Annotated in this window: 22 protein-coding genes and 1 riboswitch; of the genes, 11 read left to right on the forward strand and 11 right to left on the reverse strand. The window is 60.8% G+C overall.

The window, feature by feature from the left end; translation table 11 throughout:
• Positions 1-30 precede the first annotated feature (30 nt).
• The 7 genes from SRB521_RS11800 to SRB521_RS11825 all read right to left on the reverse strand — a co-directional run bounded on the left by SRB521_RS11800 (position 31) and on the right by SRB521_RS11825 (position 6,648).
• Positions 31-963: a DUF4430 domain-containing protein gene (locus SRB521_RS11800; RefSeq protein WP_075703422.1), complete on the reverse strand. Its 933-nt coding sequence runs from the start codon at positions 961-963 to the stop codon at positions 31-33.
• Positions 960-1,265: a hypothetical protein gene (locus tag SRB521_RS11805; protein ID WP_207735835.1), complete on the reverse strand. Its 306-nt coding sequence runs from the start codon at positions 1,263-1,265 to the stop codon at positions 960-962. Before SRB521_RS11805 ends, SRB521_RS11800 begins: the two co-directional genes overlap by 4 nt.
• A 47-nt stretch (positions 1,266-1,312) precedes the next feature.
• Positions 1,313-2,989: an S-layer homology domain-containing protein gene (locus SRB521_RS11810; RefSeq protein ID WP_075703421.1), complete on the reverse strand. Its 1,677-nt coding sequence runs from the start codon at positions 2,987-2,989 to the stop codon at positions 1,313-1,315.
• 137 nt (positions 2,990-3,126) lie between these two features.
• Positions 3,127-3,352: riboswitch (cobalamin riboswitch) on the reverse strand.
• A 343-nt stretch (positions 3,353-3,695) separates the two neighbouring features.
• Positions 3,696-4,424, reverse strand: coding sequence for a sensor histidine kinase (locus SRB521_RS16545; protein ID WP_242976538.1), 729 nt, complete (start codon positions 4,422-4,424; stop codon positions 3,696-3,698).
• Positions 4,345-4,959 (reverse strand): hypothetical protein, encoded by a 615-nt coding sequence (locus SRB521_RS16550; RefSeq protein ID WP_242943896.1) that lies wholly within the window; start codon positions 4,957-4,959, stop codon positions 4,345-4,347. The genes SRB521_RS16545 and SRB521_RS16550 overlap by 80 nt, the downstream gene beginning before the upstream one ends.
• Positions 4,956-5,633 (reverse strand): response regulator transcription factor, encoded by a 678-nt coding sequence (locus SRB521_RS11820; protein ID WP_116721895.1) that lies wholly within the window; start codon positions 5,631-5,633, stop codon positions 4,956-4,958. Before SRB521_RS11820 ends, SRB521_RS16550 begins: the two co-directional genes overlap by 4 nt.
• A gap of 265 nt (positions 5,634-5,898) precedes the next feature.
• Positions 5,899-6,648: a DeoR/GlpR family DNA-binding transcription regulator gene (locus SRB521_RS11825; protein WP_052082696.1), complete on the reverse strand. Its 750-nt coding sequence runs from the start codon at positions 6,646-6,648 to the stop codon at positions 5,899-5,901.
• Between the two features lie 226 nt (positions 6,649-6,874).
• Between SRB521_RS11825 and SRB521_RS11830 the strand changes: the two genes are divergently transcribed.
• From SRB521_RS11830 to SRB521_RS11860, 7 genes are all read left to right on the forward strand, one after another.
• Positions 6,875-7,720: a transketolase gene (locus tag SRB521_RS11830; RefSeq protein ID WP_257534824.1), complete on the forward strand. Its 846-nt coding sequence runs from the start codon at positions 6,875-6,877 to the stop codon at positions 7,718-7,720.
• A gap of 1 nt (position 7,721) precedes the next feature.
• Complete coding sequence (locus SRB521_RS11835; protein ID WP_116721896.1) at positions 7,722-8,669, forward strand: transketolase family protein; 948 nt, start codon at positions 7,722-7,724, stop codon at positions 8,667-8,669.
• A 1-nt stretch (position 8,670) separates the two neighbouring features.
• Complete coding sequence (locus tag SRB521_RS11840) at positions 8,671-9,246, forward strand: GDSL-type esterase/lipase family protein (protein ID WP_052082697.1); 576 nt, start codon at positions 8,671-8,673, stop codon at positions 9,244-9,246.
• Positions 9,247-9,359: 113 nt separating this feature from the next.
• Complete coding sequence (locus SRB521_RS11845) at positions 9,360-10,790, forward strand: MerR family transcriptional regulator (protein ID WP_116721897.1); 1,431 nt, start codon at positions 9,360-9,362, stop codon at positions 10,788-10,790.
• Between the two features lie 130 nt (positions 10,791-10,920).
• Entirely contained in the window at positions 10,921-12,843 is a 1,923-nt protein-coding gene (htpG, locus tag SRB521_RS11850; protein ID WP_116721898.1) for a molecular chaperone HtpG, read from the forward strand.
• A 225-nt stretch (positions 12,844-13,068) separates the two neighbouring features.
• Positions 13,069-13,308 (forward strand): hypothetical protein, encoded by a 240-nt coding sequence (locus SRB521_RS11855; protein WP_033117898.1) that lies wholly within the window; start codon positions 13,069-13,071, stop codon positions 13,306-13,308.
• 69 nt (positions 13,309-13,377) lie between these two features.
• The gene (locus SRB521_RS11860; protein WP_033117899.1) at positions 13,378-13,599 is read left to right on the forward strand and encodes a hypothetical protein; all 222 of its coding nucleotides are present in this window, start codon (positions 13,378-13,380) and stop codon (positions 13,597-13,599) included.
• A gap of 64 nt (positions 13,600-13,663) precedes the next feature.
• Here the strand turns inward: SRB521_RS11860 and SRB521_RS11865 are convergent, their stop codons facing one another.
• Positions 13,664-14,431 (reverse strand): tRNA lysidine(34) synthetase, encoded by a 768-nt coding sequence (locus tag SRB521_RS11865; RefSeq protein WP_075705391.1) that lies wholly within the window; start codon positions 14,429-14,431, stop codon positions 13,664-13,666.
• An 83-nt stretch (positions 14,432-14,514) separates the two neighbouring features.
• The gene (locus tag SRB521_RS16215) at positions 14,515-14,691 is read right to left on the reverse strand and encodes a hypothetical protein (RefSeq protein ID WP_165366633.1); all 177 of its coding nucleotides are present in this window, start codon (positions 14,689-14,691) and stop codon (positions 14,515-14,517) included.
• A 151-nt stretch (positions 14,692-14,842) separates the two neighbouring features.
• On the opposite strand from SRB521_RS16215, the gene SRB521_RS11870 reads away from it, so the two are divergent.
• The 4 genes from SRB521_RS11870 to SRB521_RS11885 all read left to right on the forward strand — a co-directional run bounded on the left by SRB521_RS11870 (position 14,843) and on the right by SRB521_RS11885 (position 17,974).
• Positions 14,843-15,037 carry a hypothetical protein gene (locus tag SRB521_RS11870; protein ID WP_075703416.1) on the forward strand — a complete coding sequence of 65 codons (195 nt, stop codon included), beginning with the start codon at positions 14,843-14,845 and terminating at the stop codon, positions 15,035-15,037.
• Positions 15,038-15,228: 191 nt separating this feature from the next.
• Positions 15,229-15,660 (forward strand): 50S ribosomal protein L13, encoded by a 432-nt coding sequence (gene rplM, locus SRB521_RS11875; protein ID WP_033117903.1) that lies wholly within the window; start codon positions 15,229-15,231, stop codon positions 15,658-15,660.
• Positions 15,661-15,675: 15 nt separating this feature from the next.
• On the forward strand, positions 15,676-16,080 hold the full coding sequence (rpsI, locus tag SRB521_RS11880) for a 30S ribosomal protein S9 (RefSeq protein WP_033117904.1): 405 nt from the start codon (positions 15,676-15,678) through the stop codon (positions 16,078-16,080).
• A gap of 427 nt (positions 16,081-16,507) precedes the next feature.
• Positions 16,508-17,974: a stalk domain-containing protein gene (locus SRB521_RS11885; RefSeq protein WP_075705346.1), complete on the forward strand. Its 1,467-nt coding sequence runs from the start codon at positions 16,508-16,510 to the stop codon at positions 17,972-17,974.
• 52 nt (positions 17,975-18,026) lie between these two features.
• Here the strand turns inward: SRB521_RS11885 and SRB521_RS11890 are convergent, their stop codons facing one another.
• Together SRB521_RS11890 and SRB521_RS11895 are read right to left on the reverse strand one after the other, a co-directional pair.
• Complete coding sequence (locus SRB521_RS11890; RefSeq protein ID WP_195969578.1) at positions 18,027-21,470, reverse strand: pyruvate carboxylase; 3,444 nt, start codon at positions 21,468-21,470, stop codon at positions 18,027-18,029.
• 291 nt (positions 21,471-21,761) lie between these two features.
• Positions 21,762-23,033: a hypothetical protein gene (locus SRB521_RS11895; RefSeq protein ID WP_116721901.1), complete on the reverse strand. Its 1,272-nt coding sequence runs from the start codon at positions 23,031-23,033 to the stop codon at positions 21,762-21,764.
• Positions 23,034-23,072 lie beyond the last annotated feature (39 nt).

Raw genomic sequence — 23,072 nt, forward strand, 5'->3', positions numbered from 1 at the left:
CCTGCTACATTCTGTCGCTATGCTCTCTGATCAGCCTCCAGTGGAGTAGAAGCCCCCCACGTCCACACCCAGGTCACAGGTGTACTCCCAGCAGATCACGTCCCCGTCCTTGAGCTGGTAGCGGGAACAGCCGTAGTTGGGGAACCATTCATTTACCTTGTACATCCACCCCGACAGCTCCCCGCAGTCGAACTCATAGAGATTGTGGATGCCCTCGATGTACGCGGAGTTGTACATGGGCGTGTTCTCAAACTCCATATGGATGCCCTTCTGCTTACAGGTCCGCTGGAGGACGTTGAACACGCTCTCCCCCTCGTAGAAGGTGACGGTGGTGGGCTCCAGGATCCAGCCGTCCTCCGGCACCAGCTCCACCTTTTCAGGGTCCAGCCAGTCCATGTTGTCCAGGATCGTGGCGCAGGAGATGGACAGTGTGCAGGTATAGGCCGTATCTGAGATGGAGGCGTCCTGGGGCTCTACGGGCAGCGGCTTTCCCTCCGGCACCGGGTCTGTGAGATATTTGTCCTTGCCCGTGTTGGGGTCCAGGACCATGCCATGGGCCTCGGAGTACGCAGCGTCCCCCTTCTCCACACCGGGGGAGGAGCCTCCCGCGATGGCCTGGGCAGCGGCGATCTTCTCCTCTGCGGTGAATCCCCCTTCCAGTCCTCCGGGCCGGGACTCGATCCCGGAGGTGGGCGCGGGGGTGGCCGCCGGCTCCGTCTCCTCCTGCGCCGCGGGGTTCTCCGTTGGAGCGGGGAGTGCCGAGGCGGCGGGCACCAGACTTGCAGACGGTAAAGGCGTGGTCTGGGGTGTGGAGCCGGCCGTCTCCAGAGAAACGGGGGGCGGGGTGGTTTTCTCCACCGTCCACCCCTGCAACCCCGGCGCACCGCCGCCATACCAGAACGCCGCCGCCAGGATGACCAGCACCGCCAGTACGCCGACGACCTTTCCCCTGGTCAGCTTCACTTCTTCTCACCGTCCTCCCACGGTGTATAGAGGCAGTACGCCGGACACAGCTCCCCCATGTAGATCCACACGTTCTCCCCCATCTCTATGGGCTCGGGGAAGGTGAGATTAGGGACGAACAGCTTCAGCGTTGTCCGCCGGAGCCCCTTGAGGTTGATCCCCTCCGCTGCGGGCGCCGCGCGGAAGGCTGCCACGCGCTCCGCCAGATCTCCGATCCCCAGCTCCTTCGACAGCCGGGGGAGGACCTCCTCCTCCTTGCAGTACACCACGTTGTCAGGGTCCTTGAACCAGTTCACATGCATGATGGGCACTTCCTTTCCTTTTCCTTACTCTACAGAACTTTACAGATTTACAGCAGATTGGCGCTGCCCAGCAGGTTGAACAGCATCTGGGCGATTTCGCAGCGCTTGATGGCCGCAGTGGGTCGGATCTCCAGAGCCGACTGGTCCAGGATGTCCTCCTGGTAACAGAAGGCCAGCCCCTCCCGGGCCCATTCCGACGTGGTCACATAGTCGGTAAACTGAGCCAGGATGTCCCGAATGGCGCCGGTGTCCAGGGCCGTGTCCATCCCGCAGAGTTTGGCCGCCCGGGCCACCATCACCGCCGCCTCCTGGCGGCTGATGGTCCCGTCGGGCCGGAAGGCGCTCCCGTCTCCCGTGCCGGTCACGATGCCGTACGTGCTGGCCGTGCCCACATATCCCGCGTACCACGCGTCCGCGGGCACGTCGGTGAACCGGTCCGCCGCCGCCGGCGCCAGACCCAGAGCCTTCACCACGATGGCGGCGAATTCCGCCCGGGTCATGTCCCCGTCCGGGTCGAAGTTCCCGTCGCTTTTCCCGCTGATAACCCCGCGGGAAGCCAGGGACTCGATGGCGGGCTGGTTTTTGTGGGCGTTCACGCCGGTGATGTCCGGGAAGGTGGCCTCACGGTCCACGATGGGCATATACGTGACCGCGGGGTCCTTCCCCTCCAGTCCCTCCCCCGGCTTGGCCCCGGCCAGCTCACCCGTCACCGTCAGGGAATCTCCCATCCGGTAGAGGCTGTTCCGCCCGTCCCGGGCCCTCTGGGCTGCGATCAGGCCATAGAATGCCTGCTCTGAGGCCATCTGGTTCGAGCCCGACCCGTCCGCCGTGTGCAGGAAACCGTTCCCGGGCAGATAGAAGGTCATCAGATTGTCCAGCATGGTCTTTCCGTTTTTCACGAACCGGCTGTCGTCCAGCGGGATCCCCAGCTCGCACAGCGCCACGATCATCTGTACACAGCTCTCCGAATTGGTCGTCCCCCAGGACGCATAGCCCGCGCTCGCGTCCTGCTGCTTCGACATGCACGCCAGGGCCTCCTCTGTGGCCTTTGCCACCGCCGCCTGGTCCTGGTACTTTGCCAGCGCCTGGAGCGCCATCCCCGTGATGTCGGGGTCCGACACCCCGTCCCCCGAGGACGCCGCCGCCGTGCCCCCGAACAGGCTCCATCCGCCGTCCGGGAGCTGGCAGTCCAGGATGCGGTCGATATACATCTGCCGCGTCGCCTGCGTCGCCGCTTCGGGATTTTCCGGCATGGGGTAGTCCTTTGAATCCAGCGCGATGAGCGCCCAGATCGGGCCGTTGAGCCCCTGCCAAATCGTCTTGCCGTAGTCGCCCAGGGGTTTGGTCAGGTCGTACCCCGCCACGTCCCGCGCGTCCTTTCCGATGGACGAGAGCGCCACAATGAGACGCGAATATTCCGTGTATTTCTTGTCGTGGAGCACCCCGTCACAGGCCTTCACATAGCTCTCCACCGTGGCGTAGTATTTCTGATAGTACTCCTCAGGCACCTCATACCCGCTCCGCGCCAGGCCCAGCACCGCCCACTCGCCGCCGATGGACCCCACCTGGGGATCCTTCACCGTGCGGTACATGTACGCCGCTGTGTCCGTAACGGTGTCGGCCAGCCTCTCGTCCGACACCGCCGCCCACGCTCCGGTACTCAGGCTCAGCGCCAGTACCCATGCCAGCGCCAGCGATACCGGCCGTCTCCATCTCTGTTTCATTCGTTTCTCCTCCTTTTCCTTCCTTACAAATGGCCTCTTTTCGTCAAAAAAAGCTGTGGCGCGGGGCTTTGCCCCGCGCCACAGCCGTTTTCCTGTGTCGTCCTGTCGCAGTCTATCCCTGATCCACTTCACGCACGGTGGAGGATATACTTCAAGCAGGTCTTCTGACTTAGGTACACTTCTCATCGGCCCGCCTTATCGTATCCGATCCGATACAATGGCTGACTTTCGTCACTGGCCGAACGTACCCTTACAGCGGCGGCGTCCGTCCCGGATTTTCACCGGGTTCCCTTTTCATCCCACACGATACACGCCGCAAGGCTGCGGCAGCCCCTCGTGCGGGCCACTCAAAGCAGTATTCAATTTTGTATTTCACGGCTCCCCCATGGCTCGCGCAGAGCCGAGAGGCGTTTCCCTGTGTATTCCGGTCCCTTATAGAATACTATTCCGCCGCCGAAATGTCAATTGCACGTTTCCGCCCCGCCCGTGCGGCACCAACGAAACGCGGCGGCGCCTTTTGGGGCGCCGCCGCGTTTCGTTGGTGTTGAGAAAGAGAGAGGAGGTTTGAGATAGATGGTACGGCAATGATTGTTTGCTTTCCTGTCTACGCTGATAAGGATACCACAGCTTTCCCGAAAATGAATGGACAATCTTTGAAGGATGCGTGAACAATGTGTGAATCTTCCCCTTGGCTTTCCGGGCGTGTCTATTGACTATGCGGCAGCCTCACCGTGAAGTCCGTGCTGGCGTCCTCCCTGCTGGACACGGTGATGGAGCCGCCGTGCCCGTCCACGATGCGCTTTGCGATGGCGAGGCCGAGGCCATAACCGCCGGAAGTCCTGGCCCTGGAGTCATCGGCGCGGTAAAACCGTTCAAACAGGTGGGGCAGATGCTCCGGCGGGATAGCCGGTCCGGTATTGTGGACCGTCAGGCAGACGCCGCCACGCTCCGGGCGTGAGAGGACGAGCTTGACCCGGCCGCCGTTTCCGGCATATTTTACAGCGTTGTCCAGCAGAATGGCCACCAGCCGGCGGAGCTGGTCGGCATTGCCCTGGACAGTGAGCTGGTCGGCGATCTCGCTCTCCATCTCCACGCCCTGCTCGAAGGCCACCGGCTCAAAGGGAAGCAGCGCGCTCCAGGTGAGCTCTGAAACATCCACAGGCGCGGTGACCGGAGAAGTCTCCTTTCCGGCGTCGCTCTTGGCCAAGAAGAGGAGGTCCTCCACCAGGGCGCGCATCCGCTGCGCCTCGTCCCGGATATACTCCACCCATTTCTGCTGCTGTGCGATGGTGTCCCCGCTGTGGGCGAGGAGGATGCCGGTATTGGTGAGTATGACGGTGAGTGGAGTCTTGCGCTCATGAGAGGCGTCCGCCACAAAGCGGCGCTGCTGCTCCCACGCCTCCTCCGCCGGCTTGAGGGCCAGTCCGGAGAGCATCAGCGAGATGACGAAGAAACCGCCCAGGGCCAGCGCCCCCACCAGCAGCGAGGAGCGGATCAGCGGCCACAGTGAGTCGGTCTCCCAGCCCATATCGGCAAAGGCGATCCGGCTGTTCTCCCCCCCGGTCCGTGTCCTGCAGATAGCGCGGGTTCAACCCCGATATGGCGCCGCTCTCCTCCGTGGCTGTGGCCACGGCCTGGGCCACCACCTGGTCGGATACCTCCACATTGTTGCCGCCGGTGACCTGGGCGGGACCGCCGTCCTCGTCCAGCAGGACCACAAAGACTGGCACCATCGTGAACCGGCGTTCCTCGCCCTGTTCCTCCATTTCCTCCTCATGAGACGCGCCGAACTGGAACACAGGGGGCGGCGCGTCGTCGCTCCACTTCAGGGCCGTGCGCATAGCCTCCTCGCTCTGCCGGACCAGACGCTGGTAATTGTAGCCCACCAGCACGCCAAAGACGGTGATGAGCACCAGGGCGACCAGGAGCATATTGGTGAGAATAAATTTTTTGCGCAGGCGCTTGATCATGGTTCTTCCACTTCCAAAAAGTAGCCCACCTTCCGCACCGTACGGATGGTGACGCCGGACTCCAAAAACAGAAGCTTTTTCCGCAGGAAGGAGACATAGACCTCCACATTGTTGTCCTCGGCATTGCTGTCCGCCCCCCAGACCTTGAGAATGATCTCCTCCTTGGGGACCACCATCTTGGGATAGGCGATCAGGAGGCGCAGCACCTCAAATTCCTTGAATCCCAGCCGCACCTCGCGCTCTCCGCACCGGAGGCAGCGGGCGGAGAGGTTGAGGGCGAGGTCGGCGTAGGTGAGCAGCTCCGTCCGGACCTCCCCCTTCCGCCGGGCCAGCGCCCGGATCCGCGCCAGCCGCTCCTCCGTGGCAAAGGGCTTGGTCATGTAGTCGTCGGCCCCATGGTCCAGGCCCGCCACTTTGTCCGGGACCTCGTCCCGGGCGGTAAGCACGAGGATGGGGGTGGACACTTTGGCCTCCCGCAGTCCCCGGGCCACCGCCAGCCCATCCATGCCGGGGAGCATCACGTCCAGCACGATGACGTCGTACTGGTTGGTTAGTCCATACTCCAGTCCGTCCGGTCCGGTATACACCAGATCGGCCAAATAACGGTGCTCCGCCATGATCTGCCCCAGCGCCTCGGCCAGGCGCACCTCGTCCTCTACAATCAGTACCCGCATGTCGTACCACTTCTTTTCAGTTTTGGTCCTCAGTCTACGCCCCAAAGCTGAAATTTGTCTGAAAAGTGAAGGCAGCGTTCTGAACTTTCATTGTGGCGCACCCTTTTCTCTCCTCCCATCGTGTCTCCCGGCCGTCCGGCGTCCGGGCGCGCACCTTCCCGCGTGCGTGGGCGGGAAGAGAATCTACGCTCCTTCCCACCGCAAAAGGCCCCCGGCCACAGACGTGGCCGGGGGCCTCAGCCTCTCGGCAAGTGCCTCCGCGCGCTCAGACAGTGATGACCTCCACGCCCGCGCCGTCCAGCAGGGACCTGCCCTCCCGGCTCAGATCCTTGTCCGTAATCACAGTGTGGACCGAGGCCAGGGGGAAGCTGGACGCCACCGCGCTGGCCCCCACCTTATCGGAGGTTGCCAAAACGATCATCTTTTTGGCCGACTTGGCCATGGCCCGGGCCACCTCGGCCCGGAACAGATTGATGGTGGAGACCCCCTTATCCTCGCTGATGGCGTCGGCTCCGATGAAGCACTTGTCCACCGAGAACTGGGCCAGGCCCAGCTTGGTCAGGGGGCCCACATTGGCCTCGGCGTCGTGCTGGAAGGAGCCGCCCAGCAGTACCACGTCCAGCGCGGGGCACCGCCTTACGAAGTTGCAGAGAAATACCGAATTGGTGATGACCGTGACCCCCCGCTTGGAGGCTAGCTCCCTGGCCAGCAAGGAACAGGTGGAACCGGTCTCCACAATGACAGTCTCCCCGTCACTGACCATGGAGGCCGCCCGCTGGGCGATGCGGAGCTTCTGCTCGTAGTTGTTCCACATCCGGGTGGAGGTGTCGTATCCGTTGTCCACGGGGATCGCCCCGCCGTGGGTCCGCTTGAGAACACCCTGGTCCTCCAGCTTTTTCAAATCCTGCCGCACCGTCACCAGCGATACCCCGAACCGCTGGGTGAGCTCACTGACGCTGACCTTGTCCTCCGTCTGCAGCAGATCGATGATTTCCAACTGCCTTTGATTGAACAATGCGAAAGCCTCCATCCCGCCGTATGAAATGTGGCGTGTTTTCTCTTAAAGAGTATCATAGCGCATATCTCCGGAAAACGCAAGCAAAAGTACATTCAAACGAAAGAATTCTCTTGCGTCACCCGGGGGCCGGGGGTATAATGGGGCAGTGATAGGACCGCGGCCCGCAGGTTTCCTTTTCGGGCGGCGATCCCCTATTTTTGCAACGTGGAAAGGATGATCCTGCTTGGAACAGACCTGCGCCCATGCGTTGGCCGTGACCGCGGCCCGCGCCCGCCTGCTGGCAATGGATATGGTCCACACCGCGGCTTCCGGCCATATCGGCGGCTCCCTGTCCGTGATGGACCTGCTGACGACCCTGTATTTCCATACGATGCGGGTAGACCCCAAGGACCCGAAGGACCCGGATCGGGACCGTCTGGTCCTCTCCAAGGGCCACTGCACGCCCGCTCTCTACGCGGTGCTGGCCCTGAAGGGCTACTTTCCTGTAGAGGACTGCAAGCTCTTCCGCTCTATCAAGGACCACTATTCCGGCCATCCGGACATGAAGCACGTTCCCGGCGTGGACATGTCCACCGGCTCCCTGGGGCAGGGGATCTCCGCCGCCGTCGGCATGGCCCTCGCCGGCAAGATGGACGACAGGAATTACCGGGTCTACACCATCCTCGGCGACGGCGAGATCGAGGAGGGCCAGGTGTGGGAAGCGGCCATGTCCGCGGCCAAATACCATCTGGATCACCTGTGCGCCATCGTGGATGTAAACGGCCTCCAGATCGACGGCAGCACTGCCGACGTCATGCCCTCCGAGCCGCTGGACAAAAAGTTTGAGGCCTTCAACTGGAACGTCCTCCACGTGGACGGCCACGACTATGCCGCCATCGCCGCCGCGCTGGAGCAGGCAGCCGCCTGTAAGGACAAGCCCACCGTGATCCTGGCTCGCACGATCAAGGGCAAGGGCGTGTCCTACATGGAGAACAACGCGGGATGGCACGGAAAGGCCCCCAACGACGAGCAGTATGAGATCGCCAAGGCGGAGCTGGAGCGCGCCCTGGCGGAATTGGAGGCGAACTGACATGGCTGATAAGATCGCGACCCGCGCCGCCTATGGCGACGCCATTGTGGAGCTTGCCGCAGCGCACCCCGAGCTGGTCGTCCTGGACGCCGATCTGTCCAGTGCCACCATGACCAAGAAATTTTCCCAGACCTACCCCGCGCGCTTCCTCAACATGGGCATTGCCGAGGCCAACATGATGGGCGTGGCGGCGGGCCTCGCCACCTGCGGCAAGAAGCCTTTTGCCTCCACCTTCGCCATGTTTGCCGCCGGGCGGGCCTTCGAGCAGGTCCGCAATTCCATCGCCTATCCCCATCTGAATGTAAAGGTGGTGGGGTCTCACGGAGGGCTCTCCGTAGGAGAGGACGGCGCCACCCACCAGTGCTGCGAGGACTTCGCCACCATGCGGAGCATCCCCGGTATGGTGGTCTGCTGCCCTTGCGACGCCAATGAGATGCGTCAGGCCGTCCAGGCCCTGGTGGAGTATGACGGTCCCGCCTACCTGCGTCTTGGCCGGGCCGCCGTGGAGGATGTCACCGCCTCCCTGCCCGGCTACGCCTTCAAGCTGGGCGAGGGCGCGGTGCTTCGGGACGGCGGCGACGTGACCATCGTCGCCGTGGGCGGTATGGTCCAGGAGGCCCTGAAGGCCGCCGACCTCCTGAAAGGCGAAGGGGTGGACGCCCGCGTCATCGATATGCACACCGTCAAGCCGTTGGACGAGGCCCTGGTCCTCAAGGCCGCCAAGGAGACCGGAGCCATTGTCACCACGGAGGAGCACAATATTATCGGCGGTCTCGGCTCCGCCGTGGCCGACTATCTCGCCGGCGTGTACCCGGTGCCGGTGGTGCGCCACGGCGTGAACGATGAGTTCGGTCGTTCGGGCAAGGCCGCCGAGGTCCTAGAAGCCTATGGCCTCACCGCCGTGGGCATCGTGGAGAAGGTCCGGGCCGCCCTGGCGCTGAAGCGGTAACATGAAGCTGGTCTGCCTTGGGGACAGCCTGACCTATGGCTACGGCGTCCCCCGAAGGGACTGCTGGGTCAGCCTGTGCGCGGAGCGGACGGGCCATACGCTGGTGAACCGGGGGATCACCGGCGACACGGCGGGCGGTATGCTCTCCCGTTTTGGCCGGGATGTGCTGAATGAGAGGCCGGACCGTGTGCTCATCATGGGCGGCGCCAACGATATCTTTCTCACCGGCAGCGACCTGCGGGCCAGGGCTGATCTCGGCGCCCTGGTCCACCAGTCGGTCGCCGCCGGCATCCGCCCTATGCTGGGCCTGCCCATCCCCCTTTCTCCCGCCCTGGTCCCTCCCCCCTGGACCGAGCTGACGGATTTCTTCGCGCTGGAGCCGGTGTTCCGTGCCTACCGGGACTGGCTGCTCCGCTTTGCCGGGATCTTCCGCATACAGACCGTGGACTTCTCCCTGCCGGCCTTTGCGCCGCCGGAGGGCATGCGGCTGTATCTGGACGGCCTCCACCCCAACCGGGAGGGGCACCGCCTGATGGCGGACGCCCTGTGCGCCGCCCTGCCGCCCATCCATCTCTGAGAAAACCCGGGTGCCTCTGCTGTGGCGCCCGGGTTTTTGCTGCTTTTTTACGAAAAAGGCTTGACTGTAAACCCCCTTCACCCTTTATACTGGGCCTGTCAGGAGGTGTATCCATGAACATCGGCCAGTTGGAAGCGGCTCTGGGCATGACCCGGGCCAACATCCGTTTTTATGAAAAAGAGGGGCTGCTCTCCCCCACCCGCAGTGAAAACGGCTACCGGGACTATACCGGGTCCGATCTGGACACCCTGCGCCGGATCAAGCTCCTCCGCCAGCTCCAGTTCTCTCTGGAGGACATCAGGGCCATGCAGACGGGCGCGCTGGACCTGCCCGCCGCCCTCCGGCAGCAAGAGGCCCGTCTCCAGCGCCGGGCCAACGACCTAGATGCGGCCCGCGCCCTGTGCCGCACCATGGAGGCCGACGGGGTCCAGTACCGGGATCTGAATGCGGGAAAATATTTGGAGGAAATGGTCCGGCTGGAGCAGGGCGGTGTCCGGTTCCAAAGCGTGGAACGGGACGCCCTCCCTACCGTCAACCACCCCTGGAGGCGCTTCTTTGCCCGCTCGCTGGACTTCAGCCTGTGCCGCCTGCTGCTGGACGCCGTGCTGGCCCTGGGTTTTCGGACCACTGCGGGAGACGGGCTGATGTGGGGCCTGCTGATGGCCTATCTTACCTGGGGCGTTCAATTCCTGTTGGAGCCTCTGCTGCTGAGCACCTGGGGATTTACCCCGGGCAAGTGGCTTTTCGGTCTGGCCGTCCGGAACGCCGATGGGGGCAAGCTCACCTTTTCCCAGGCCTTTGGGCGGCTGTCCGTCCTATTTGGGCGGGGCGAGGGCTGGGGCATCCCCTTTTATACGCTCTACCGCAATTATAAAAGCATGCGCGCCCTTGAGGAGGGCGAAGTCCTCCTCTGGGAAGAGACGTGCGCCTACACCATCCGGGACCTGCGCCCGGTGCGGTGGGTGGGTTTTCTGGGCGCGGAGGCCACCCTTCTGGCCGTGTCCCTGCTGCTGGGCCTCCATGTCCTGGTCCCGCCGGTACGCCACCCCCTGACTGTAGCGGAGTTCTCCCGAAACTACAACGCCGCCCTGCGCCGGTACGGCGGGGCTGAGACCTACGTGCTGGACGCTGATGGCGGCTGGGTGAAGGTCGCGCCGGCAGGCACCTATTCCATCGGCCTGTCCGATCCCCCTCCCGCCCTTCAGTACACGCTGGAGGACGGCGTGGTCACCGGCGTGTCCTTTACCACCAGCGCCGCGCCCTCCTTTCTGAACTCCAACGACAGCCTGGCGCTGTTCTCCCTGCTCGCCCTCCTGCCCGCTCAGCCCGAAGTGGGGCTTCACAACTGGTATTTTGCCAGCCGTGATACAACGTCCCAGCTCGGCGGAAGCTTTGAGGATTTCTCCTTCACCAGATACGGTCTCACCATCACCAACCGGGTGGACTACAGCGGCTATGAGGCGGTCGGCGAGCACTACCTGCTCCCCATCGAGGGGCAGACGCAGACCTTCCGCCAGACCTTCTCCATCACCGCAGCGGGATAATTTGTAAACAATTCTTGAACCCTCTTGCAATTTTCTATACGAAGGATTATGATAGTTTAGCACTCAAAGATAAAGAGTGCTAAACTATCGTTTTTTATTCTCTTATCTTTTTCATACGGAGGCTTGACTTATGGCAAAGAAACAGTTCAAGGCGGAATCCAAGCGGCTTTTGGATCTGATGATCAACTCCATCTATACCCACAAGGAGATTTTCCTCCGGGAGCTCATCTCCAACGCCAGCGACGCGGTGGACAAGCTGGCCTACCGGTCCCTCACCGACGATCAGGTGGGACTCTCCCGCTCCGACTTCAAGATCACCCTGATCCCGGACCGGGACGCGCGCACCCTCACCGTCTGCGACAACGGCATCGGCATGACCCGGGACGAGATGGAGCAGAATTTGGGCACCATCGCCCGCAGCGGCTCTCTCCAGTTCAAGCAGGAGATGGCCGCCAAGGAGGGGGAAAACCAGGACGTGGCCGACATCATCGGCCAGTTCGGCGTGGGCTTCTACTCCGCCTTCATGGTGGCCGATCAGGTGACGGTGATCTCCAGAGCCTACGGCAGCGGCGAGGCCTGGAAGTGGGAATCCGCCGGGGCCGACGGCTACACCATGACCCCCTGCGAGCGGGAGGCTGCCGGTACCGACGTGATCCTCCACATCAAGCCCGACACCGAGGACGATGACTACGACCAGTACCTCCAGCAGTACCGGCTGGACAGCTTGGTAAAAAAGTATTCCGACTATATCCACTACCCCATCGTCATGGAGATGGAGCATTCCCACATGAAGCCCAAGCCGGAGGATGCCGGGGAGGATTACAAACCCGAGTATGAGACGGTGAAGGAGTGGGAGACCCTCAATTCCATGGTGCCCCTGTGGCAGCGCCCCAAGAGCGAGGTGACGACCGAGGAGTACAACACATTTTATAAGGAGAAGTTCGGCGACTGGGAAGACCCCCTGGCGGTCGTCCACGTGTCCGCCGAGGGACAGGTGGAGTACAAGGCCCTCCTGTTCATTCCCGCTCACGCACCCTTCAACTACTACAGCCGCGACTATGAAAAGGGCCTCCAGCTCTACTCCTCCGGCGTGCTCATCATGGACCGGTGCGCCGACCTGGTCCCCGACCACTTCAGTTTCATCCGGGGCGTGGTGGACTCCCCCGACCTCTCCCTCAACATCTCCCGTGAGATGCTCCAGCATACCCGGGTCCTCCAAGTCATCTCCGGCAACCTGGAGAAGAAAGTGAAGGCCGAACTTTTGAAGCTCCAGAAAGACGACCGTGAAAAATATGAGCAGTTCTATTCCGCCTTCGGCCGTCAGCTCAAGTACGGCGTGGTCTCCGACTACGGCGCCCATAAGGATATGCTCAAGGATCTGCTCCTCTTCTGGTCCTCCCGCGAGGGCAAGAATACCTCCCTGGCCGAGTACGCAGCGCGCATGGCGGAGGACCAGCCATCCATCTACTTCCTCTGCGCCGAGAGCGTGGAGAAGGCCGCCAAGCTACCTCAGGCCGAGCGCGTGCTGGACAAGGGGTATGAGATCCTCTACCTCACTGACGAGGTGGACGAGTTTGTCATGAACACCCTCTCCGAGTGGGACGGCAAGCCCTTCAAGAACGTCTGCGACGACGACGCCCTCCCTGAGAGCGACGAAGAGAAGGCCCAGGCCGAAAAAAAGGCCGAGGAAAACAAGGATGTGCTGGACTTCGTCAAGGAGACCCTGGGCGAGAGGATCAAGGAGGTCCGCATCTCCAAGATCCTCAAGTCCGCCCCCGTCTGCATGAGCGCCGACGGCCCCGTATCCCTGGAGATGGAGAAGTATTTCCAGCGTGTGGATCCCCAGGCCGCCAAGGAGATGAAGGCAGGCCGGGTACTGGAGCTCAACCCCGACTCCGGCGCCTTTGCCGCCCTCCGCGCTGCTCTGGAGGGGGACAAGGAGCGGGCCAGGACCTATGCCGAGCTTCTCTATGATCAGGCCCTTCTCATCGCCGGACTCCCACTGGAAGACCCCGCCGCTTATACGGAGCTGGTCTGTTCTCTGATGCAATAAAAGAATGTTACCCGGGTCCCCGGGGCGGCCTATTACCGCCCCGGGGACTTTTATCAATTTGCACAAAATAAATGGTGCTACCAATTTGTTTTCTGTATAATTTAATTTGCACATCAAAAATAGCTTCAAACGAAAGCATTCCTTATTTCTAACTTTAGTTATCCTGCCCATTGCGCCCCCATGCCCCCCGTGTTATACTCAGCGTGTCACAAGGAGGTGCCCTATATGGTCATTGAGACAAAGTTTGATTCCATTGCTGAGATTGCAGGACTGCAGCGCATGGCGCAGACGGTGGATGAGCAGGTGCTGCTCCGCGCTCCCCAGAGCAATATTCTGGTGGACGCCAAGTCCTTCCTGGGCCTTTTTACGCTGGATTTTTCCAAGCCGGTGGAGGTCGTTACCGATTCCGTATATGTGATCCGTCAGCTGGAGATCGCCAGCCGCAGGAAAGCCGCTGTGCGGTAACGTCTTCCGCCCCTCAGCCGTCCGGCGGTTCACGCCGGTCATCTTGATTTTGAAAGGAGGCCATGCTCCATGGTCATTCCGGTGCAGTTTGAGTCTATTGAGGAGATCCGCGCCATACAGCGCCTGGCCTGTGCGGCCGACGAAGACGTGTTCCTCCACTCTCCCGATAACGCCATCATGGTGGACGCCAAGTCTTTTATCGGCCTCTTCACCCTGGATTTTTCCAAGCCGGTGAATGTGGTCACAGAGTCGCCTTATGTCATCCATCAGCTCACCTGCCGCAAGGCTTGACCCGGCGCCGCGCTTCTCCACAGATGAAAACGGACGCCTGCCCACCGGGGCAGACGTCCATTTTTTATTCCTCTCTCCCATCGTCCGCCAGCGGCCGCCGCCGGTGATCCTGCGGCTCCCAGGCGGGCAGGGGCAGACGCTGCATGGCCGAAAAGACCTTTTCCCGCAGGTCCGGGTACTCCTTTGACAGGCTGTGGATCAGCTCCTTGACCTCCTGCCGCTTGGTGTAGCCGTCGGCGGGACAGGGATTGAACACCACGGGCAGATGCTCCCGCTCCGCCGCTTTGCGGAGCATCCACTCTCCGCAGTAAAGCATGGGCCGGATCTGCGTGATGCCCATTCGGTCCAGATAGGTCACGGGCTGGAAGCAGGAGATGCGTCCCTCATAAAAGAGAGAGAGGAAAAAGGTCTCCACTGCGTCGTCAAAATGGTGGCCCAGGGCGATCTTGGTGATCCCTCTCTCCCGGATGGCGTTGTGGAGCGCGCCCCGGCGCATTTTAGCGCACATGGAGCAGGGATTTTTCTCTTTGCGGAGGTCAAATATGATGTGGTGGATCTCTGAGTGGAGCAGGGTATAGGGCACGCCCAATTCCCCGCACAACTCCGCCACATGGGAAAAGTCCATCCCGGCGCCCCCGTCCACATGGCCCATGTCCAGCGTGAACGCCTCCACGGTGAAGGGCTTGGGGTAGAAAACGGACAGCCGGGCCAGCGCCACCAGGAGGGTGAGGGAATCCTTTCCCCCCGACACCCCCACGGCGACCCGGTCCCCGGCCTGGATCATATCGTAGTCCTCCACACACCGGCGGACATAGCTCAAAATTTGGTTCATCATGATATCATTCCTGTCTCAGCGCATTTTTTACTCTGCTTGGACAGCATTCTATCATATTTTTCCTTCGTCTGGAATCCCCATTATCCTCCGCCGCGCAGGATCGACACCCAGAAAAAACCGGCCCCGCTCCAGATGCACACCCGGACGGCGGCCTGCCCCTGGGTCCCCACGGCCCGGAACAGGCCCGCGCTCCCCCCCAGAAGGTGGAGCAGGAGCGCGGCAGCCAGAATCAGCAGTATTTTCAAGATTTTTTTCACGCGCTCTTCCCCCATTTCAGATTAACCCCAGGACCGTGTCAGATGCTGTCAAAAATGGTCTGTCATATTTCCTTTTTATTTACACCAGAAATATCTGGTTTATATTAAAATATATTTGTTGCATAGAATAGAATCATAAGGGAGCGATTCTATGCCGTTTCAGCCGAAGCCGACAAAAAAGAAGGTGCAGGCCGTCTACAAGACGCTCTACATCTCTGAGGCGCTCGCCGACCAGGTAGAGGCCCTGACCAAAGGAAACGACACCAGCTTCAATAACGTGGTCATCAGCATGATCGAATACTGTCTGGGCGAGAGCGCATCGGATAAAATTGAAAAACAGAATTGAGTATTCCGCAGTATTCAAGAGTATTTCTGCGAAAACAGAAGATTTCAAATTCTAAATTAAAAAACATCTGAAAACCTGTTGACACCTAGGGCCCCATGGGATATAATACAAAACGCTCCACTCGGCAAGAGTGGGGCGTCAATCATGTTTGGACCAAATTTATCATAGAAGTACAAATTGGAGGTTAGACCATGTCCACTTTTATGGCCAACAAGGGCAACATCGTCCGCAAGTGGTACATTCTGGACGCGGCGGGCAAGCCCCTGGGTAAGACTGCCGCCACCGCTGCCACCCTGCTGCGTGGCAAGCACAAGCCCGAGTACACCCCGCACGCCGATTGCGGCGATTTCGTCATCATCATCAACGCCGAGAAGGCCGTCCTCACCGGCAAGAAGCTGGAGCAGAAGTACTACCGCACTCACTCCGGCTACCCCGGCGGCCTGCATGAGACCAAGTACCGCCTGCTGATGCAGGACAAGCCCGAGCTGGCCATGAAGTTGGCCATCCGCGGCATGATGCCCCGCAACATCATCACCAAGGACTCCCTGAGCCGCCTGAAGATCTACCGCGGCGCTGAGCATGTGCACGCTGCTCAGAAGCCCGAGTCCTGGACCCAGGAATAAGGAGGAATTTCGAACATGTATAAGAGCAAGAAGCCTTACCACTATGGTACTGGCCGCCGGAAGTCCTCCGTGGCCCGCGTCCACCTCTTCCCCAACGGCACCGGCGCCATCACCATCAACGGCCGCGACATTGACGACTACTTCGGCCTCGATACCCTGAAGCTGCTGGTCCGTCAGCCCCTGGTCACCACAGAGAATGTGGGCAAGGTGGACGTGGTCGCCACCGTCACCGGCGGCGGCGTGACTGGACAGGCCGGCGCCATCCGCCATGGCATCGCCCGCGCCCTGCTGCAGATGAATGAGGAGTACCGTCCCGCTCTGAAGAGCGCCGGTTTCCTGACCCGCGATCCTCGTATGAAGGAGCGCAAGAAGTACGGCCTCAAAGCCGCCCGTCGTGCGCCTCAGTTCAGCAAGCGCTGATTTTACGCAAGCCTCAAAATGCCGCCCGACCGGGCGGCATTTTGTTTGCGCCTCATGTATGCAGAATAAGAATGCAGGTCCACCGAAGCAGACCTGCGTTCTGTTGGGAAAAAGGGGAGGAAAACAGCATACCGGTGGGAATTTGGTTTGTGTTTATCCTCATACCTTATGGAACAATTTTACATCCCGTGAAGTAAAGTTGATGAACCTAATGTGAATAGAGTGTAATTTCATCGTAATGTGGTTGTAAAAAATTTGTAACGTCACCTTATTTAATTTAACATTTCACCTTTTTCTCTTGTTCCTTCCTCCCCATCTGACTATGTCGAGCACGTTTTATAGAAATTTAAGATTTCTCACTCTTGTATCTTGTACATCCCCGTATTATAATCAAGTCAATACTTATATAGGATTGGAGGAATTCACCATGAAATCTATGTCCAGCCGTGCGCTGGCGCTGGCCCTCTCCCTGACCGTGCTCAGCGCCTGCGGTTCCGCCCTAGCGGCCGAAGACGACACCATGCTCATCTCTCCCGCTCCCTCCGGTATCGCTGTCCAGCTCAACGGAGAGGCCCTCACCTTTACCGACGCCGTTCCCGTCGCGCAGGACGGCCGCACCTTCCTCCCCTTCCGCGCCGTGTTCGAGGCCATGGGTGCCGAAGTCAGCAACGAGGGCAACACCATCACAGCCGTCCGCGACGGCAAGACCCTGACCATGACCATCGGTTCCACCGAGGCCACCCTCACCGAGGGTGGGGCCAGCTCCGCCATTACCATGGATGTGGCCCCCTATGTGGACTCCACCACTTGGCGCACCTACGTGCCTGTCCGCTTTGCCGCCCAGGCCTTCGGATGCGCGGTGGGCTGGGATCAGGACAACCAGACCGCTGTGATCGTGGATACGGAGAAGCTTCTGGACGCCGCGCTGGCTGAGCATCAGTTCACCTATATGGAGAAGTATCTGGCGTACAACCAGCAGTTCCAGGAGGGCATCTGGGACATCAGCGCCCAGTTTGACGGCTCCGCCACCATGTTTGGCGCTGGCCCCCTCTCTTTCCAGGGCTCTATGGACGGCACCACCGCCGACTCTCTTCAGATGGCCGCGGCCATGAACCTGAAGATGGATCTGACTGCCTTCCTGGACGCCATGTCCCAAGTGGCCGGTCAGGCTTCCGAGCTCACCGCCGAGGATCAGGCCCTGCTGGATGCCTTGAAGAGCGAAGGCATGGATATGGAGATCCGTGCCGACATGGAAAAGGGTGTGATGTATCTGACCATGGGCGGCAGCGCCCTGGAGACCCTGGGACTCCCCGCCGACACTTGGTACTCCTTTGATATGGCCTCCATGTACGGCCAGATGGGTCTGGACTACACCGCCCTCATCGACGCCTCCAAGACCATGGACGCCTCCGCCCTGCTCCAGACCGCGCTCCAGAGTGCCGACCTCAGCGACAAGGACACCGCTTACGCCACTGTCTCCGCGCTGGTGAACGGCGCGGCCAAGGTGCTCGCGGACGACTCCTTCGTAAAGAGCGGCGACAACTATACCACCACCTACGCCCTGGAGGAGGACGGCACCAAGGTGACCCTCTCCTTCACGCTCACCATGCAGTCCGACAAGGTCGTGGGGTATGAGCTGTCCATGGACAGCTCCACCTCTGTTGACGACGGTGAGGGTGGGCAGATCACCACCACCACGGCCATGAAGGCCGGCATGGATGCCGAAAATCACATGACCGCCACGGTGTCCATGGGTATGGACCCCCTGATGGATCTGTCCCTCAACATCACCGGCGACTATGCCGCCGGCGATCAGACCCCTGAGACCGAGCTCCCCGCCGGGGCCACCGTCGTGCCTTATGAGCAATTGATAGCCGGCGCCCTGGGCGGCTGACCCGATAAAACACTGAAAAGCGGACCGCATTGCGGTCCGCTTTTCTTCTTTCTTATTGAATGGTAATAAGCAGCTCGCCCGCCTTCACCGAAGTTCCCTCCGTCACCAGGATCTGGTCCACGGTGCCCGACATCCGGGCCACCACGCTGGTCTCCATCTTCATGGCCTCAATGACTGCGAGAACCTGGTTTTCCTCCACCACGTCGCCCGGCTTTACTGAGACCTTGGACACCATACCGGGGATGGAGGCGCCCACCTGGCTCTTGTCCTCCGGGTCCGCCATGGCCACGGGGTGGACCTGCACGGCCGCGTTCCGGTCCGGCACCGCCACGGTGCGGCCCATGCCGTTGAGGTCGAAGTGGACGTTCCGGGTGCCGTCCTCATTGAGGTCGCCCAGGCCCAGGTACTTGATGACCAGGGTCTTTCCATCCTCGATGCTGATCTTGTTGGTCTCGCCCAGGGCCAAGCCATTGAAAAACACATGGCTGCCCATGCGCATGATGTAGCCGTACTCCTGCCTGTGACGGCAGAACTCCTCCACCACCTTGGGATAGAGGCACCAGGAGATGACCGTCCGGTCAGAAGCGCCGGGGTAGAACTTCTCCACCTCTTTCCGGGCTGCCTCCAAATCCACGGGGGGCAGCAGCTCTCCGGGGCGGCAGGTGATGGGCGCCTCGCCCTTGAGGACCACTCGCTGGAGGTCCTCGGGAAAGCCCCAGGCCGGCTGGCCCATCATACCCTTGAAGTAGCTCACCACGGAGTCCGGGAAGGCAAGCGCCGCCCCCTTTTCCACCACGTTTTCCGGCGTCAGGTCGTGCTGGACCATAAAGATGGCCATATCTCCCACCATCTTGGAGGAAGGGGTCACCTTTACAATGTCTCCCAGCATATCGTTGACGGCCTTGTACATCTCCTTGACCGCCTCGAACTTGTGACCCAGGCCCAAGCTCTCCACCTGGGACTTGAGGTTGGAATACTGGCCCCCGGGCATCTCATAGCGGTAGATATCGGTGGAGGGGTTCTTGATCCCCGTCTCAAAGGAGGCATACCGCTCCCGCACGTCGGCCCAGTAGTCGGAGAGCTTCTGGAGGCCGTCGGAGTCCAGCCCGGTGTCCCGCTCCTGCCCGCGGAGCGCGGAGACCACCGCATTGAGGGAGGGCTGGCTGGTCATGGAGGACATGGAGTCCACTGCGCAGTCCACGATGTCCACCCCGGCCTCAGCCGCCATCAGGAGGGCCGCCACCTGGTTGCCGGAGGTGTCGTGGGTGTGGAGGTGGATGGGAATGCCCACCTCCTCCTTGAGGGCCTTCACCAGCTTCTTGGCGGCGTAGGGCTTCAGGAGTCCGGACATATCCTTGATGCACAGGATATGGGCCCCTCTGCGCTCCAGCTCCTTGGCCATGTCCACATAGTAGGCAATGGTGTAGCGGTCCCGTTTGGGGTCCAGAATATCGCCGGTGTAGCAGATGGACGCCTCGCAGACCTTGCCCTGGTTGAGGACCTCGTCTATGGCCACTTCCATACCGGGAACCCAGTTGAGGGAGTCGAAGATGCGGAATACGTCAATGCCGCAGCGGGCGGCCTCCTTCACAAAGGCGCGGATCAGATTGTCCGGATAGTTGGTGTAGCCCACGGCGTTGGCGCCCCGGAGCAGCATCTGGAAGGGGATGTTGGGGATCTTCTCCCGCAGCAGGTCCAGCCGCTCCCAGGGGGACTCGTGGAGGAACCGATAGGCCACGTCGAAGGTGGCCCCGCCCCACATCTCCAGGGAGAAGCAGTCCGCCAGGATCTCCGCAGTGCCGTCCGCCCCCAGGAGCATATCCCGGGTCCGCACCCGGGTGGAGAGCAGGGACTGATGGGCGTCCCGCATGGTGGTGTCGGTGATGAGGAGCTTTTTCTGCCCCTTCACCCAGTCCCGCAGGGCCTCGGGCCCCTTCTGGTCCAGGAGCTGCTTGAGCCCGGGCCGGGCCTCGCCGGAGGCGCGTGGGATCCGCGGGATGTCCAGTTGCCGGCGGTCGATGGAAGAATTGTCTACCTGCTTTTGGGCGATGTACTTGAGCACCTTGGTGGCGCGGTCCTGGCCGTACTGCATCTCGAAGAGCTCGGGGGTCTCGTCGATGAACTTTGTGTGGCAGGCCCCGGACCGGAAGGTGGGGTGGCTGAGAATGTTGGTGATGAAGGGGATATTGGTCTTGACGCCCCGGACGTGCTCCTCCCGCACCGCGCGGGTGGCCCGGCGGCAGGCCCCCTCAAAGGTGTTGTCCCAGGAGGTGACCTTGACCAGCAAGGAGTCGTAATAGGGGGAGATCACGGCCCCGGTATAGGCGTTGCCGCCGTCCAGGCGGACGCCGCAGCCGCCGCCGGAGCGATAGGCGGTGATCTTTCCGGTGTCGGGCGCGAAGTGGTTGGCCGGGTCCTCGGTGGTGACCCGGCATTGGATGGCATACCCCTTGATGTGCAGGTTGTCCTGGCTGCCCATGTCGATGGATGGGTGGGAGAGGGGGTGTCCCTCGGCGATGAGGATCTGTGCCCGCACCAGATCGATGCCGGTGACCTGCTCGGTGACGGTGTGCTCCACCTGGATGCGGGGATTCATCTCAATAAAGTAGTGATTGCCGTCCCGATCCACCAGAAATTCCACCGTGCCGGCGTTCACATAGCCCACATGCCGGGCGATCTTCACCGCGTCTGCGCGGAGCTTTTCCAGCGTGGCCTGCGGCACGCTCCAGGCCGGCGCGAACTCCACCACCTTCTGGTACCGCCGCTGAAGGGAGCAGTCCCGCTCACCCAGGTGGACCACGTTGCCGTACCGGTCGCCCAGCACCTGGACCTCGATATGCTTGGGCTCCACCAGGTACTTTTCAATGAAGATATCGTCGTTGCCGAAGGCCTTGTGGGCCTCTCCCTTCACCAACTCGAAGGCGGGCTTGACCTCCTCGGGCCTGTCACAGCGGCGCATCCCGCGGCCGCCGCCTCCGGCGGCCGCCTTGAGGATGACGGGAAACCCATAGGACACCGCCCGCTCCAGGGCCTCGTCGGCGTCCCGCAGGGGCTCTTTGGAGCCGGGTATGGTGGGCACGCCGCAGGCCAGGGCCGTCGCCTTGGCCGCCAGCTTGTCGCCCATCTGGGCCAGGATGCCGGAGTCCGGACCGATAAAAGTGATCTCCGCCTCCTCGCAGGCGCGGGCGAATTCGGCGTTCTCGGAGAGGAACCCATAGCCCGGATGGATGGCGTCCACGCCTCTCCGCTTGGCCAGATCGATGATGCCGGGGATATCCAAATAAGCCCCCAGGGGGGATTTGTTCTCCCCGATCAGGTAGGCCTCGTCGGCCTTGGTGCGGAAGAGCGCATAGGTGTCCTCATTGGAATACATGGCCACCGTGTGCAGCCCCAGGTCATAACAGGCCCGGAAAATCCGGATGGCGATCTCCCCCCGGTTGGCCACCAGTACCTTCTTGAAGTTGTGTTCTGACACTTTCCCCTTCCTCGCTTTCATTCAAAGGCAAGTCGTGCTCCGAAGAAAAAGGGGCGGGCGAAATCGCCTGCCCCGCTGTCCGACAGCCCTTGTCAGGATTTCACGACCATTGGTTTATTGTTCTTTATTATACGATATGGGCGCCATTTTTGCAATCTGTTTCTTCTAAAGTTGCAAAGCTCGTCAGAACGCACAGGGATATGCCGTTTTTCCTCTTTTGTCTCGTTTAAACGCATAATAGTCCGCATATTGTGGACTATTCTATTTTCATCCGAAACCGGTCAGCCTTTTAAGTGAAAAGCAATCGCACGTTCACTCCCCATAGTCTAAGTACATCGCACGGAAGTCCGGCAGCGCCTCCTTTGAAACGCCCTCCTCATTCTTCGGGTAATAAACATCAAAAACGTAGCCGTATGCGGCAACAGAATCTCCCAACACAATATTGGGATCCCCAATTGCTCCACTGCTATAATAGACTTCCACTCTGTTATCAGACTCTCCGTCCAGCAAAAGGATAAAGCTTGCGCTGATTGGATTTCCACGGGAGAGCTCCACCACAGTGCCGGTGCAACTCAATTGCGCCTCCCGAAACTCCGTGGGGTAACGCAGCACAGTGCGATAGTCCAACGGAGTACAGCCCGCAATATACTCCTGCTTGCGCTGGGCATAGTCCGCCTTATGCTGTGCCACAAACGCATCTACTTCCGCCTGTGCCGTCTCCCCCGCCGCCTCAATATAGCAGTCTTTTACACTAAAACGCTCGCGTGTTCCGACCAGCTTCCCCCCAACGATCACCGCGCCCCCATCCTGACAGAGCGCCAGCACCTCAGGCATACATCCTTCCAGATCAACTGTCCCGATATCCTCTCCATTGCGTTCGTTTCTCACGTCAAACCAATACTTCGTATGCACGTCAATTTTATAATTCTTAACCCGTCCGATTTGAACTGCCGTTCGCACATAACTGCCTTCATACTGATCCCTTTGCTCCCAGAGCTCCAAGTAATCCGTCAATGGCGTGGATTCCGCACGCTGCAGCCGTTCCGCCTCCCAGTCCTCCTGATACTGCATGGCCTTCGCCTTTGCAGTCGCGCCGCTGTCGAGAATCACCGCCTCCGACAGATAGGGCCCTCGGTATCCGATCTTCCACAGGCCCTCTATTACATAATACTCGCCCTCCGTACAGGGAGCCGCAGTCTTCTTGTCCAGATAAATTTGGAACGTCGAGGTCGCGTTTCCCTCTTCCGCCACATAATAGCTAATGCGATCAAATATGTCCAGTCTTTCCCCTTCGACATGTCCAATACGTCCGGCAATCTGCACCCACTGCCCATCATAGGTCTCTGCATAACGGATCAGCTCAGCGTAATCGATGGCAAGAGGGGCCGGAGACGGTGTAGGCGCAGTTTCAGGTGCCGGAGACGCTCTGTGGTCCGACGCGGTGGTCTCCGCAGGGCGAGATGCAAGATCCATCAGCATCAGTGCCGGCGAGAGCAGGCGGGGATTGACTCTTGCAATGAGTACGGACACCACAACGACTAGGCTGACCAGCACAGCCAGCAGGATATTTCGATTTCCGTGCAAGAAAAGCACCTCCGTTTTTTGTAAAATCACACCGCATCG

This window comes from Intestinimonas butyriciproducens (assembly GCF_004154955.1).
GTDB classification, from domain to species: Bacteria; Bacillota; Clostridia; order Oscillospirales; family Oscillospiraceae; genus Intestinimonas; species Intestinimonas butyriciproducens.